This is a genomic window from Streptomyces sp. NPDC028991 (assembly GCF_055564775.1).
On the sequence record NZ_JBVHVP010000008.1, the window covers coordinates 239,544 to 253,063 of the forward strand.

At 73.4% G+C, this 13,520-nt stretch carries 11 protein-coding genes; 6 read left to right on the forward strand and 5 right to left on the reverse strand.

Annotated elements, in window-relative coordinates:
* On the reverse strand, positions 1-612 hold the full coding sequence (locus tag ACZ4V1_RS19125; protein WP_468337112.1) for a (2Fe-2S)-binding protein: 612 nt from the start codon (positions 610-612) through the stop codon (positions 1-3).
* The gene (locus ACZ4V1_RS19130) at positions 612-1,502 is read right to left on the reverse strand and encodes an FAD binding domain-containing protein (protein WP_468337116.1); all 891 of its coding nucleotides are present in this window, start codon (positions 1,500-1,502) and stop codon (positions 612-614) included. The genes ACZ4V1_RS19125 and ACZ4V1_RS19130 overlap by 1 nt, the downstream gene beginning before the upstream one ends.
* A gap of 289 nt (positions 1,503-1,791) precedes the next feature.
* On the opposite strand from ACZ4V1_RS19130, the gene ACZ4V1_RS19135 reads away from it, so the two are divergent.
* The 4 genes from ACZ4V1_RS19135 to secD all read left to right on the forward strand — a co-directional run bounded on the left by ACZ4V1_RS19135 (position 1,792) and on the right by secD (position 7,939).
* Complete coding sequence (locus ACZ4V1_RS19135) at positions 1,792-3,474, forward strand: PucR family transcriptional regulator (protein ID WP_468337119.1); 1,683 nt, start codon at positions 1,792-1,794, stop codon at positions 3,472-3,474.
* 161 nt (positions 3,475-3,635) lie between these two features.
* Positions 3,636-4,424 (forward strand): hypothetical protein, encoded by a 789-nt coding sequence (locus ACZ4V1_RS19140; protein ID WP_468337122.1) that lies wholly within the window; start codon positions 3,636-3,638, stop codon positions 4,422-4,424.
* Between the two features lie 573 nt (positions 4,425-4,997).
* Positions 4,998-5,510, forward strand: a complete 513-nt coding sequence (locus tag ACZ4V1_RS19145) for a hypothetical protein (protein ID WP_468337125.1) — start codon at positions 4,998-5,000, stop codon at positions 5,508-5,510.
* A gap of 176 nt (positions 5,511-5,686) precedes the next feature.
* Entirely contained in the window at positions 5,687-7,939 is a 2,253-nt protein-coding gene (gene secD, locus ACZ4V1_RS19150; protein WP_468337332.1) for a protein translocase subunit SecD, read from the forward strand.
* Between the two features lie 48 nt (positions 7,940-7,987).
* Here the strand turns inward: secD and ACZ4V1_RS19155 are convergent, their stop codons facing one another.
* A complete protein-coding gene (locus ACZ4V1_RS19155; protein ID WP_468337128.1) occupies positions 7,988-8,857 on the reverse strand; it encodes a GntR family transcriptional regulator in 870 nt (289 codons plus the stop codon).
* 167 nt (positions 8,858-9,024) lie between these two features.
* On the opposite strand from ACZ4V1_RS19155, the gene ACZ4V1_RS19160 reads away from it, so the two are divergent.
* Both ACZ4V1_RS19160 and ACZ4V1_RS19165 read left to right on the forward strand, forming a co-directional pair.
* Positions 9,025-9,870, forward strand: coding sequence for a (2Fe-2S)-binding protein (locus tag ACZ4V1_RS19160; protein ID WP_468337131.1), 846 nt, complete (start codon positions 9,025-9,027; stop codon positions 9,868-9,870).
* Between the two features lie 292 nt (positions 9,871-10,162).
* The gene (locus tag ACZ4V1_RS19165; RefSeq protein WP_468337134.1) at positions 10,163-11,215 is read left to right on the forward strand and encodes a DUF2637 domain-containing protein; all 1,053 of its coding nucleotides are present in this window, start codon (positions 10,163-10,165) and stop codon (positions 11,213-11,215) included.
* Positions 11,216-11,250: 35 nt separating this feature from the next.
* Here ACZ4V1_RS19165 and ACZ4V1_RS19170 read toward each other — a convergent pair whose 3' ends face one another.
* A complete protein-coding gene (locus ACZ4V1_RS19170; RefSeq protein WP_468337137.1) occupies positions 11,251-11,649 on the reverse strand; it encodes an ATP-binding protein in 399 nt (132 codons plus the stop codon).
* Between the two features lie 115 nt (positions 11,650-11,764).
* Positions 11,765-13,507, reverse strand: a complete 1,743-nt coding sequence (locus ACZ4V1_RS19175) for a pyruvate dehydrogenase (protein ID WP_468337140.1) — start codon at positions 13,505-13,507, stop codon at positions 11,765-11,767.
* Positions 13,508-13,520: the final 13 nt, after the last annotated feature.

Consider the following 13,520-nt stretch of genomic DNA (forward strand, 5'->3'; position numbering starts at 1 on the left):
TCAGACCTCCTCGGACTGGCGGGCCGCGGCCAGGCGGACCGCGTCCATGATCTTCTCGTAGCCCGTGCAGCGGCACAGGTTGCCCGACAGCGCCTCGCGGATGTCCGCGTCGGTCGGGCTCGGGTTGCGCTCCAGCATCTCGTCGGCGGCGACCAGCAGGCCGGGCGTGCAGAAGCCGCACTGGACGGCGCCGGCGTCGATGAACGCCTGCTGGATCGGGGCGAGCGTCGCGCACGGGGAGGTGCCGCTCTCGCCGGTCCGCGAGTCGGTGCCGCCGGCCTGCCACCGCTTGGCCTCGTCGAGCGTGGTGCCCTTGTCGGCGCCGCTGCCGCAGGCGCCGGTGGCGCTGCCCTCGGCGCGCTCCTTGGCGAAGTCGGCCAGGCCCTCGACGGTGACGACCTCGCGGTCCTGCGCCTGACCGGCCGCGACCAGACAGGAGCACACCGGGACGCCGTCCAGGCGGACCGTGCAGGAGCCGCACTCGCCCTGCTCGCAGGCGTTCTTGGAGCCGGGCAGGCCCATCCGCTCGCGCAGCACGTACAGCAGGGACTCGCCCTCCCACACGTCGTCGGCTTCCTGCGGACGTCCGTTGACGGTGAAGTTGACGCGCATCACGCGGCTCCTTCCGTGGTGTGGCGGGCGCCGCGGTACGACTCCCAGGTCCAGGTGAGCGTCCGGCGGGCCATCACGCCGACCGCGTGGCGGCGGTAGCCGGCGGTGCCCCGGACGTCGTCGATGGGGTTGCAGGCGGCGGAGCACAGGTCCGCGAACCGCTTGGCGACGGACGGGGTGATGATCTTTCCGTTGTCCCAGAAGCCGCCCTCTTCGAGCGCCGCGTTCAGGAACTCCTCCGCGACCGTGGCCCGGACCGGGGTGGGCGCGGCCGAACCGATGCCGGTGCGGACGGTGCGGGTTTCGGGGTGCAGGGCGAGGCCGAAGGCGCACACCGCGATGACCATGGCGTTGCGGGTGCCGACCTTGGAGAACTGCTGCGGGCCGTCGGCCTTCCGGACGTGCACGGCGCGGATCAGCTCGTCGGGCTCCAGCGCGTTGCGCTTCACGCCCGTGTAGAAGTCGTCGATGGGGATCAGGCGCCTGCCGCGCACCGACTCGGCCTCGACCTGCGCGCCGGCGGCGAGCAGCGCCGGATGGGCGTCGCCGGCCGGGGAGGCGGTGCCGAGGTTCCCGCCCACGCCGCCGCGGTTACGGATCTGCGGGGAGGCGACCGTGTGCGAGGCGAGGGCGAGACCCGGCAGCTCGGTGCTCAGGTTCTCCATGATCCTTGAGTAGGGCACGGAGGCACCGAGCCGTACGGAGTCCTCGCCGACCTCCCATGCGCAGAGGTCGCCGATGCGATTCAGGTCCATGAGGTACCCGGGCCGGCGGTGGTCGAAGTTGATCTCGACCATCACGTCGGTACCACCCGCGATCGGCACAGCGGTGGGGTGCTCGGCCTTCGCTGCGAGCGCCTCCTCCCAGCTGGCGGGGCGAAGGAAGTCCATGACCGGCTCTCTTCTTCGGCATCGTGTGGTGGGCGTACGGATTGAGCCAATTCGCGGGCGGCGGGCCCGGCTCGTTCATGTCCTGTTCACGTGGAGTGGCCTCAGTACACCGCCCGGCGCTCCACCAGGGTCAGTCGCAGAAACCATGAAGGAGTTGGCTGGCCAGGGCTGGCATCTTGTAGATTCGTATGAAAGGAGGCCCTCGGAAACCTCCTCGTCTTCCTCCGGAAACGGGCGACACAGTCGCGTGACCTGGAACACTTCGAGACAAAGAACGGCGGCGACGAGAATGCGGCTGCGCGCACTGCTGGACACCGACGCGCTGGGCCTCAAGCTGCTCGGCGGCGAGGACGAGCTGGACCGCTCCGTGCGGGGCGTGATGACCACCGACCTGCGGGACCCCAGCCGCTATCTCTCGGGCGGGGAGCTGGTCCTGACCGGCCTGGCCTGGCGCCGGGACGCCGCCGACTCCGAGCCGTTCGTCCGGATCCTGGTGCAGGCCGGGGTGGCCGCGCTGGCCGCCGGCGAGGCGGAGCTGGGGAGCGTGCCCGAGGACCTGCTGGCGGCGTGTGCGCGGCACCGGCTGCCCCTGTTCGCGGTGCACGAGTCGGTGGCCTTCGCGACCATCACCGAGCATGTCGTCCGCCAGGTCTCCGGCGAGCGGGCCGGGGACCTCGCCGCCGTGGTGGACCGGCACCGCCGGATGATGACCTCCGGCCCGGCGGGCGGCGGCCCCGACGTGGTGCTCGATCTGCTCGGCTCCGACCTGGACCTGCGGGCCTGGGTGCTCTCCCCGACGGGACGGCCGGTCGCCGGGCCGAAGGACCCCGCTCCCGCGCTCTCCGCCGAGGTGTGCGCGAAGCTGGCGGCGGATCATCTCGCGGCCACCCGCACGGGCCGGCGCGCGCCGCACCGGGTGCCCCTGGGCGGCACGACGTACAGCCTCTTCCCGGTGCGCGGCGCCGCGCGTACCCCGCAGGGCGCGAGCACCGTGCGGGACGTGCGCGAGACGGTGCTGTCCGACTGGCTGCTGGTGGTCGAGGCGGACGCCGGGGACTGGGCCGAGGAGCGGCTCGACCTGCTGCACGGCGTCACCCAGCTGATCGCGGTCGAGCGGGACCGCCGGGACGCGGCGCGCACCGTGCGGCGGCGGCTCGCGCAGGAGGTTCTGGAGCTGGTGCAGACGGGCGCCGCCCCCGCCGAGATCGCGGCCCGGCTGCGGGTCGCGGCGCCGGTGCTGCTGCCGGGCCTCGGCGCGGCCCCGCACTGGCAGGTCGTCGTGGCCCGCGTCGAGTGGACGGACGGCGAGGCGGACACCGGCCCGGTCGCCCAGACCCTGCTCGAGGAGATCCTCGTGGACCCGCTCGCCACGGGCCCCGAGCACTCCGACCGCATCGCCGTGGCGCACACCGGCGACGAGGCCGTCGCCCTCGTTCCGCTGCCGGCGGTCTCCAGTGAGCACGACGGCTCCGAGACCGGCATCCTCGCGGACGCGCTGCTGGCGGCCGTACGGGAACCGCTGTCCGCCGGCCTGGACGGCGACGGACGCGTGACGCTCGGCGTCAGCGCGGCCGTGCACTCCGCGGAGGGGCTGCGCGGCGCGCTGGAGGAGGCCCGGCACGCACGGCGGGTGGCCGCGGCGCGCCCCGGCCGGGTCTGCGCGGCCGGCCACCAGGAACTGGCCTCGCACGTCCTCCTGCTCCCCTTCGTCCCCGACGACGTCCGCCGCGCCTTCACCGCCCGGCTGCTGGACCCGCTGCGGGACTACGACCGCCGCCACCGCGCCGAGCTGATCCCGACGCTGGAGGCGTTCCTCGACTGCGACGGCTCCTGGACGCGCTGCGCGAGCCGGCTCCACCTGCACGTCAACACGCTGCGCTACCGCGTCGGGCGGATCGAGCAGTTGACGGGGCGTGACCTGTCGCGCCTGGAGGACAAGCTGGATTTCTTCCTGGCGCTGCGGATGAGCTGAGCCGTGGGGCACGAGCGGGCCCGGACGTTCCCAAACCTCCGGGCCGGGAAGTCCCACCACTTTGTGAAAACTTTCACCCATCCTCTTGGCCGGGCCGCCGGATCCGTGCTGAGATGCGGCCACCACTCGAGAGCTCGATGGCGTGCTAAGGGGAGGGCAACGTGGCGCATTCCGCCATGGCTGGTTCTGGTTGGGGAACGACCGAGGGTGACGATCCGCTCCAGACCGCCGTGTGGCGGTTGCGCTCGCGCGCCTGCTGGGCCGACGCGGTGGCCCTGCTGGAGCCGGTCACCGCGGCCACCGCCTTGCAGCGGACCGCGCTGCTGGTGGAGCGGTGCCTGTACACCGAGCAGGGCTGGGCGGAGGCCGAGGACGCGCTGCGCACCGCCGAGGCGCTGGCCCACAGCGACGACGAACGCGGGGCCGCGGCCTGTGAACGCGGCCAACTCGCGTACGCCGCCACGGTGCACGGGGTGCGCGACCGGTCCGACGAGGCGCGGGCCGCGCTGGGCCGGGCCGCGGCACTGATCGCGCCCGGGGCCAGAGGGCGGGCGCTGCTGGACTTCCGGCGCGGGCTGCTCGCGGAGAACCTGACCCGCTCGCCGCAGGCCGCCCGCGCGGCGTACCGGCGCGCCCATGCCGGGGCCACCGCGCACGCCGACCCGCTCCTCCAGTCCTTCACCTGGCGGCACCTCGCCGGACTCGCCCTGCGGGAGGGCGAGTTGGCCGAGGCGCGGCACGGGTTCGCCGAGTCGCTGCGCATCCGCGAGGAGCTGGGATACCTGGTCGGTACGGCCCCCGCGCTGGCGTCTCTCGCGGACGCGGAGTCGGAGCCGGAGGCGTCGCGGCTGCGGGAGGAGGCGCGGCGGCTGTTCCGGCTGCTGGGCGGGGTGCCGACCTGGCTGGCGCGGCAGCTCACCCCGCCGGCCGCGGGCGCGGCGACGGCGTGACGTCCGTTCACGGGAATCCGCTCCAGCGCGGGGCCGTGGCGGCCCAGGCGGCGTCCCACCCGGCGAGGTGATGGCGGCCTTCTGAGCGGGCATCAGCTGGTCGTCCGCCTGGCCGCTCTCTCCAAGGGCCTGGAGCTGGGTCATGCGGGTGTCGCGGGCGTGTTCGAGACGCCGGCGCGCCTTGTGAGCGGTCAGCCGCTCGGGACGGGGTTCGATGCGGGAGGCGTCGAGCGACACGGTGGGTCCTTCTCTCGGAGAGTTCTGCGGGTACGACGAGAGCCGGGCCGATCGGACCCGGTCATCCTCAACCCCGGCCGGACCGCCGGAGGAAACCCATCGGGCGCAGGCCCCATGTGCCCGGGGACGGAGGATCCACTCGGCGCCGCGCGCGGGCGGCCGGATGGGTGTACCGCGACCCGGAAATGGGGGTCGGGCCCCATCGACCCGGCGGTGGCGGAGGGTGCAAACTGGCCGCTTGCCCGGTCTCTACCCGGGCCGCGGCTCCCGCCGAGGGTGCGCGATGGCCGACGGTGGAGGCGTACCAGTCGACGCGCCGCAGAAAGGGGACGGTGCATGCACCCCGCACGACGCACCGCCCCCGCACACCGCACCACCCCCGTCCCAGCACGACGCACCGCCCCCGTCCCAGCAGGACGCACCGCCCCCGCACACCGCACCACCCGCGCCCCGGGCCACCGGCCCGCGGCGCCGCTCACCGCTCTGCTGACCGTCCTTCTTGCCGTCCTGCTGGCCCTCTTCCCGGCATGGCCGGCGGCCGGCGCGGGCGGCACCGCCCTCCCGGGACCTCTCCCGGTGCCCGCCGCGCCGGCCGTCCCGCACCCGGACACCGGCTACCACGCGGACGACGGCTGTGCCACCACCTGCACCGCCCAGGCCAGACCCCGGCACGACCACCTCGCGGAGCGTCCGGCGCCACCGGACCGGCTCGCCACCACCACGCGCGCCGCCGGCACCACGCCGTCCGCCCACGGGCGGACCTCGGCCGTGCCCCGCCCCGTGCCCGTCTCCCCCGGCCGTACGAGCCACGATCGCGGGCGGGCTCCTCCCGTCTCCTCCGGCACCTGAGACAGCCCGCCCCTTTCACCTTCTCCCGCCGCGGCCGCGCTCGGCCGCCGCCGTGGCATGCCCGCCGGAGGCCCGTGTTGAAACGTTCCCGTCCCCGCTCCCGCCCCGACTCCCTGAAGGGGCGGGCACTCGTCGCCCTCCTCGTGCTGGCCGGGGCCGTGGCCATTGCCCTGACCATGCCGATCCGCCTCGGGCTCGACCTGCGCGGCGGCACCCAGATCGTGCTGGAGACCAAGTCCACCGAGACCACCAAGGCCGACCGGGAGGCCACCGACCGCACCGTGGAGGTGCTGCGCGGCCGCATCGACGCGCTCGGCGTCGCCGAGCCGACCATCGTCCGCTCCGGCGACGACCGCGTCGTCGTCGAGCTGCCCGGCGTACAGGACCCGAAGAAGGCGGCCGACGTGCTGGGCCGCACCGCGCAGCTCACCGTCCACTCGGTGCTCGGCCCGGCCGAGCCCGGGAAGGAGGCCGCCGGGGACGACGCCGAGGCCTCGTCCGGCACCGCCGGCGAGCGCGTCCTGCCGGACGAGTCCGGACAGTCCCTCCGGCTCGGCGACGCCACGCTGACCGGGCAGGACGTGAAGGACGCCGACGCCCGCTTCGACCAGCAGGGCGGAGCCGGGTGGCACGTGACCGTCGACTTCAAGGACGCGGGCGGCGAGCGCTGGGCCGAGGTGACCGGCGAAGCCGCCTGCCACCCGGCCGGAGACCCGCGGCGCCGGGTGGCCATCGTGCTCGACAACAAGATCATCTCGGCGCCGCAGGTCGACCCCTCCGTGGCCTGCGGGGCGGGCATCACCGGCGGCTCCACCCAGATCACCGGCTCCTTCGACGACGCCGAGGCCCGCGAACTGGCCCTGCTCGTCAAGGGCGGCGCCCTGCCCGTACCGGTCGAGACCATCGAGCAGCGCACCATCGGCGCCACCCTGGGCGACGAGGCCATCTCGGCCGGCGCCTGGGCCGCCGTCATCGGCACCGCGCTGACCGGGCTGTTCATCCTCTTCGTCTACCGGCTCATGGGCGCCCTCGCGACCGTGGCCCTGCTCTGCTACGGCCTGATCTCCTACGCCGCCCTGGCCGCGATCGGCGCCACCCTGACCCTGCCCGGCCTGGCCGGCTTCGTCCTGGCCATCGGCATGGCGGTGGACGCCAACGTCCTTGTGTTCGAACGCGCTCGAGAGGAACAGGCCGCCCGTACCCGGCCGAGCACGCGCTCGTCGCTGACCGCCGGATTCCGCGGTGCCTTCAGCGCGATCGCCGATTCCAACGTCACCACGCTGATCGCCGCCACGCTGCTGTTCTTCCTGGCCTCCGGCCCGGTGAAGGGCTTCGGCGTCACCCTCGGCATCGGTGTCCTCGCCTCCATGGTCAGTGCCCTGGTGATCACCCGGGTGCTCGCCGAGTTCGCCGCGAGCCGCCCGGCGGTCTTCCGCCGCCCGCACATCACCGGCATCTCGACCACCGGCCCGGTCCGTGACGCCCTGCGGCGCCGCGACCCCTTCCTGATGCGCCGGCCGCGGCGCTGGCTGGCCGCCTCCGCGGTCGTCCTCGTGCTGGCCGGCTCCGGCGTCCTGGTCCGCGGCCTCGACTTCGGCATCGAGTTCACCGGCGGACGGCTCATCGAGTACTCCACGGCCACCCAGGTGGACGCCGACCGGGCGCGGGACGCCCTCGCCGACGCGGGCTTCCCCCGCGCCGTCGTCCAGTCCTCCGGCGACAGCGACCTCACCGTGCGCACCGAGAAGCTGACCAACGCCGAGGCCGAGACCGTCACCAAGACCATCGGCGGGCTGGGCGGGGAGACGGAGAAGGTCCGCGACGAGCTGATCGGCCCCAGTCTGGGCGAGGAGCTGCGCAAGGACGCCCTGATCGCCCTGGGTCTGGCCCTGTGCGCCCAGTTGCTGTACCTCGCCGTCCGGTTCCGGCTGCTCTTCGGCACCGCGGCGGTCGGCGCCCTCGCCCACGACGTGGTGATCCTGGTGGGTGTGTTCGCCTGGCTGGGCAAACCGATCGACGGCGTGTTCCTGGCCGCGCTGCTGACCGTGATCGGCTACTCGGTCAACGACTCGGTCGTTCTCTTCGACCGCATCCGGGAGCTGCTCGGCGGCAAGGACCGGAAGACGCCGTTCGCCCGGCTCACCAACCAGGCGATCCTGCAGACCCTGCCGCGCACGGTCAACACGGGCATGGGCGTGGTGCTCATCCTCGCCTCGCTCGCCGTCCTCGCCGACGACTCGCTCACCGACTTCGCCCTGGCCCTGCTGATCGGCGTGGGCGTCGGCACGTACTCCTCGGTGTTCACCGCCTCTCCGCTGGCCATCGAGATGTACGACCGCGGCGGCGGGGCCCGCCCCGCGCGCCACGAGGACCGGACCACGGAGCAGAGCGTGCCCGCGAGCCGCACGGAACGGCAGGAGGCCACGTAGCGCCCCGCAGGGGACCACGTCGGGCGGGGGCGCGCCCGTGGCCCGCGCTCAGCGTGCCTGGCCGAAGTGCTCCCCCACCAGGCTCCGCACCAGGTCGGGGTCGCCGGCGATCAGCGCGTCCAGCAGCGCCGTGTGTTCGTGCGCGTCGGCGATCAGGTCGGCCCGCCCCCGCCTCGCGGGGGCGCCGGCCGGCGGCCACTGGGCACGGCGGTGCAGGTCGGCGGCGATCCGGACGAGCTGGTCGTTGCCGGCCAGCGCGAGCACCGCGCGGTGGAAGGCCCGGTCGGCCTCGGCGTACGTGACCGGGCAGCCGGACGACGCGGCCCGGACGGTGGCCTCGGCGACCGGCCGCAGCTCCGCCCAGCGTCCGGCGGGCACCGTACGGGCCAGGCGCAGCAGCACGGGAACCTCGATCAGGGCGCGGACCTCCGCCAGCTCGGCCAGTTCCCGGTCGCCGCGCTCGACGACCCGGAAGCCGCGGTTGGGGACGACCTCGACGGCGCCCTCCAGCGCCAGCTGCTGCATGGCCTCCCGTACGGGTGTGGCCGAGACGCCGAACCGGTCGCCGAGCGCGGGCGCGGAGTACACCTCGCCGGGCCGCAGCTCGCCGGAGACCAGCGCGGTGCGCAGGGCGTCGAGGATCTGCCCGCGTACGGAGGAACGCCGGACGAGGGCGCGCGGGCGGGGCGGCGGAGGTTCGCTGTGCGTGTGCTCGCCGCGCGCGGCCGCGGCCGGTTCCCCGGCCCGGCGCGCCCGGTCCCGGTCCACGTCCGAGGCACCGGGCTGCGCCGGAACCCGCATCGACGCGGCCGGTTGGCGCAGTTCGGCCGACAGGGACGAGTGAGCCGCTCCGGGCGGTTCGGCGGCGCGGACCCGCCCGGTCCCCGGGCCTGCGGCACCCTGCGCGCTCGGCTTCACGGGTCCTCCTGTGGGACGTGTCGGTACTTGAGGTCATTACGGCGGGTTGTCACTGGTCCGTCAAGCACCATAAGGGCAGGGGCCGCCAGTTCAAATCCCAAGGATCTTGGGTAAGGTAAGGCTTACCTCAAGCAGCCCGTTGTTCGGACGTGGATCGGTGGTCCCGCATGCCTGTCACCCGCTCGGCCTTCACGGACGCCTACGCGCGCCTGTCCGAAGTCCTTCCGGGGCTGGGCGTCACCGAGTCGGCCACGGCCGGTGAGATCCCGCGCGGCGGCGGATGGGTCGCGGCCGACGCGCTCGCCGCGGGCGGGGCGGAGCTGGAGGCGTTCCTCGCCTGGGACGACGCCCAGGTACTCCGGGACTACGGACAGCGGGCCCGGCCGGACGTGGTCGCGAGCTTCGGACTGCACCGTTACGCGTGGCCGGCCTGCCTGCTGATCACCGTGCCGTGGTTCCTGCACCGCCGGGTGCCCCGCTGCCCCGTGACCCATGTCGCCTACGACCGCTCGGCCGCCGGCCTCCCGCTCGGCCGCATGGCCGTGCGGCCCACCGGCTTCGCCTGCCTGCCCGGCGATCCGGCCGCCGCGCTGCCCGGGGCCCGCGTGGTCGCCGACGAGGAGGCGCTGCGGGCCGAGGTGCGCGCCGCGGTCGCCGAGCACATGGAGCCGGTGCTGGCGGGGTTCGGACCGCGCATGCGGCGCCGCGGCCGCGCCCTGTGGGGCATGGCGACCGACGAGGTCGTCGAGGGCCTGTGGTACGTCGCCCATCTGCTCGGTGAGCAGGAGCGGGCGCGGCACGAGCTGGAGCTGCTGCTGCCGGGCGCGACCAAGCCGTACGTCGGCAAGGCGGCGTTCCGCGAGCTGACCGGACCGGACGGTGAGCCGCTGCACACCCGGGACCGGGCGAGCTGCTGCATGTTCTACACGCTGCGCCCCGAGGACACCTGCGCCACCTGCCCGCGCACGTGCGACGCGGACCGCGTCAACAAGCTGCTCGCGACGACGGGTTGAGCCACCCGCGGCCGGGCTCGGGCGCGGACACTTCCATGATCGTCGGTTAAGATCACCGGCGTCACTTCACAACTCCCTCACGCGTCGCGCGAACTTCCCGCGGAACCACCCGTACGGGTAGTCTTATTCGAACTCAACTCCCGCCCCTCATGCGGCAGTTCGAGCAGAACGCCGCCCTGGGCATCCCTTCGCGCTCCCTTGGCTGCCTCTTGCCCCGAAACCCCCTGAGGGCCGCCGGGTTTGGGCCAACATGGCGGGCGTTACGCCCTATCCCAATGCAAGGGACCCCCAGATGAGATTGACCGACATATCGCTGAACTGGCTGCTTCCGGGCGCCGTGCTGCTCCTGGGCATGCTGGCGGCGGTGGCGGTGCTCGCGCGCGGCAAGCGTTCCTCGGGGAAGGACGCGGGCGCGGACGACTCGTGGGAGCGCATGGAGGAGCGCCGCAGACGCAAGGAGGCCCTCTACGGCACCTTCTCCTACGTCCTGCTCTTCTGCTGCGCCGCGGTCGCCGCGGCGCTCTCCTTCCACGGTCTGGTCGGCTTCGGCGAGCAGAACCTCGGCCTGAGCGGCGGCTGGCAGTACCTGGTCCCGTTCGGGCTCGACGGAGCGGCGATGTTCTGCTCCGTCCTCGCGGTGCGCGAGGCCAGCCACGGTGACGCGGCGCTCGGCTCCCGCATACTCGTGTGGACGTTCGCGTTCGCGGCGGCCTGGTTCAACTGGGTGCACGCGCCCCGCGGCATCGGTCACGCGGGTGCCCCGCACTTCTTCGCGGGCATGTCCCTGTCGGCGGCGGTGCTGTTCGACCGGGCCCTGAAGCAGACCCGCCGCGCCGCGCTGCGCGAGCAGGGCCTGGTGCCGCGTCCGCTGCCGCAGATCCGCATGGTCCGCTGGCTGCGGGCTCCCCGGGAGACGTACCGCGCCTGGTCGCTGATGCTCCTGGAGGGCGTGCGCAGCCTCGACGAGGCCGTCGAGGAGGTGCGCGACGACATGCGCAAGAAGGAGGAGGCCAAGCAGCGCCGGCGCGAGCAGGAGCGTCTGGAGCGGGCGCAGCTCAAGGCGATCAGCCGGGGCCACGGGCACCGGGGCTTCCCCGGCCGCGGCGGCCGGCAGGTCGAGGTCGAGGTGCAGCAGGTCGAACGGGGCGCCGAACGGGCCACCGCGGAGCCTGCCATATCGACCCCGGAGCCCCTGCCCGTACGCCACCGGCCCTCACTGCAGCCCGTGCGCGGCGGAACTGACCAGGTGACCGTCGACCTCACCGCGGAGGACGACACCCAGGCCCTGCCGCGCCTGGACTCCCTGGAGCGCAAGCTCAAGGACCTGGAGCAGCAGTTCGGTTAGCCGGACGCCGCCTGAGACGACCGGTTCCCGGCGGCTCAGGCGGCCTCGGCGTCCAGTTCGAACCAGACCGACTTGCCCGCCTCGCAGGGCCGTACGCCCCAGTCGTCGGCGAGGGACTGCACCAGGAGCAGGCCTCTGCCGTTGGTGCTCTCCTCCGGTTCCGGGGCGCGCGGCCGGGGCAGCCGGCCGACGAAGTCCCGTACCTCGACCCGCAGCGCCCGCCGTCCGACCGTGGCGGTCAGAACGGCGCCCTCGCCGGTGTGGACGAGCGCGTTGGTGACGAGCTCGCTGGTGAGCAGCTCCGCGACCTCCGACCGTCCGGGCCCTCCCCAGTGCCGCAGCAGCTCACGCAGGGCGCGCCGGGCCTCGGGCACCGCCCGCAGGTCCGCCCGCCCCAGCCGTCGCCTGAGCTGTGGTGCCACGTGTCCCTTCATGTCCCCCGTCCGCGTGCTGATGTCGCTTTCCCTCCTGTTCGAACGTCTTCACGGGGAAGCCTTGCCCGTTCGGGCCCCCGGCAGTCATGTCGATTCACGACGGCCATGACGCCGGTCACGGTCGCGGCACGTTGCGCAGGTTCGAGCGGGCCATCTGGAGCATGCGCCCGACACCGCCGTCCAGCACGATCTTCGAGGCGGACAGGGCGAAGCCGGTGACCATGTCGGCGCTGACCTTCGGCGGGATGGACAGGGCGTTGGGGTCGGTCACGACGTCGACGAGGGCCGGCCCCTTGTGCCTGAACGCGGCCTTCAGCGCACCGGCCAGCTCCTTGGGCTTCTCGACCCGCACCCCGAAGGCGCCACAGGCCTCGGCGACGGCGGCGAAGTCGGGGTTGACGTTGGCCACGCCGTGCGAGGGCAGGCCCGCGACCAGCATCTCCAACTCGACCATGCCGAGCGAGGAGTTGTCGAAGAGGACGACCTTCACCGGCAGGTCGTGCTGGACGAGGGTGAGGAAGTCGCCCATCAGCATGGTGAACCCGCCGTCGCCGGACATGGAGACGACCTGCCGGCGCCGGTCGGTGAACTGGGCGCCGATCGCCATCGGCAGCGCGTTCGCCATCGAGCCGTGCGAGAAGGAACCGATGATGCGGCGGCGGCCGTTGGGTGAGATGTAGCGGGCGGCCCAGACATTGCACATGCCGGTGTCGACGGTGAACACCGCGTCGTCGTCGGCCATCTCGTCGAGCACGGCGGCGACGTACTCGGGATGGATCGGGACGTGCTTGTCGACCTTGCGGGTGTACGCCTTGACGACGCCCTCCAGCGCGTCCGCGTGCTTCTTCAGCATCCGGTCGAGGAAGCGCCGGCTCTTCTTCTCCTTCACCCGCGGGATCAGGCAGCGCAGGGTCTCCTTCGCGTCGCCCCACACCGCGAGGTCCAGCTTGGAGCGCCGGCCGAGGTGCTCGGGCCGGACGTCGATCTGGGCGATCTTCACGTCGTCGGGCAGGAAGGCGTTGTACGGGAAGTCCGTGCCGAGCAGGATCAGCAGGTCGCACTCGTGGGTGGCCTCGTACGCGGCGCCGTAGCCGAGCAGGCCGCTCATGCCGACGTCGAACGGATTGTCGTACTGGATCCACTCCTTGCCGCGCAGGGCGTGCCCCACCGGGGATTTGATCTTCCCGGCGAACTCCATGACCTCGGCGTGCGCGCCCGCCGTGCCGCTGCCGCAGAACAGGGTGACCTTGTCGGCGTCGTCGATCAGCCGCACCAGCCGGTCGATCTCCTCGTCGCCGGGCCGGACGCTCGGCCGGGAGGTGACGAGTGCCGTCTCGGCGGCCTTCTCCGGCGCGGGCTCGTCCGCGATGTCGCCGGGCAGGGAGACGACGCTGACGCCGCCCTGCCCGATCGCGTGCTGGATGGCGGTCTGGAGCAGCCGGGGCATCTGCTTCGGGCTGGAGATCAGCTCGCTGTAGTGGCTGCACTCGCGGAACAGCTGGTCGGGGTGGGTCTCCTGGAAGTACCCGAGGCCGATCTCGCTGGACGGGATCTGCGAGGCGAGGGCGAGCACGGGGGCCATGGAGCGGTGGGCGTCGTAGAGGCCGTTGATGAGGTGGAGGTTGCCGGGGCCGCAGGAGCCGGCGCACGCGGTGAGCTTCCCGGTGATCTGGGCCTCCGCGCCGGCGGCGAAGGCGGCGGTCTCCTCGTGCCGCACGTGTACCCACTCGATCCCGGAGTGGCGGCGCACGGCGTCCACGACCGGGTTGAGGCTGTCGCCGACGACTCCGTAGAGGCGCTTGACTCCGGCACGGGTGAGGATGTCGACGAACTGTTCCGCGACGTTCTGTTTGGCCATGGCTCCAGCTATG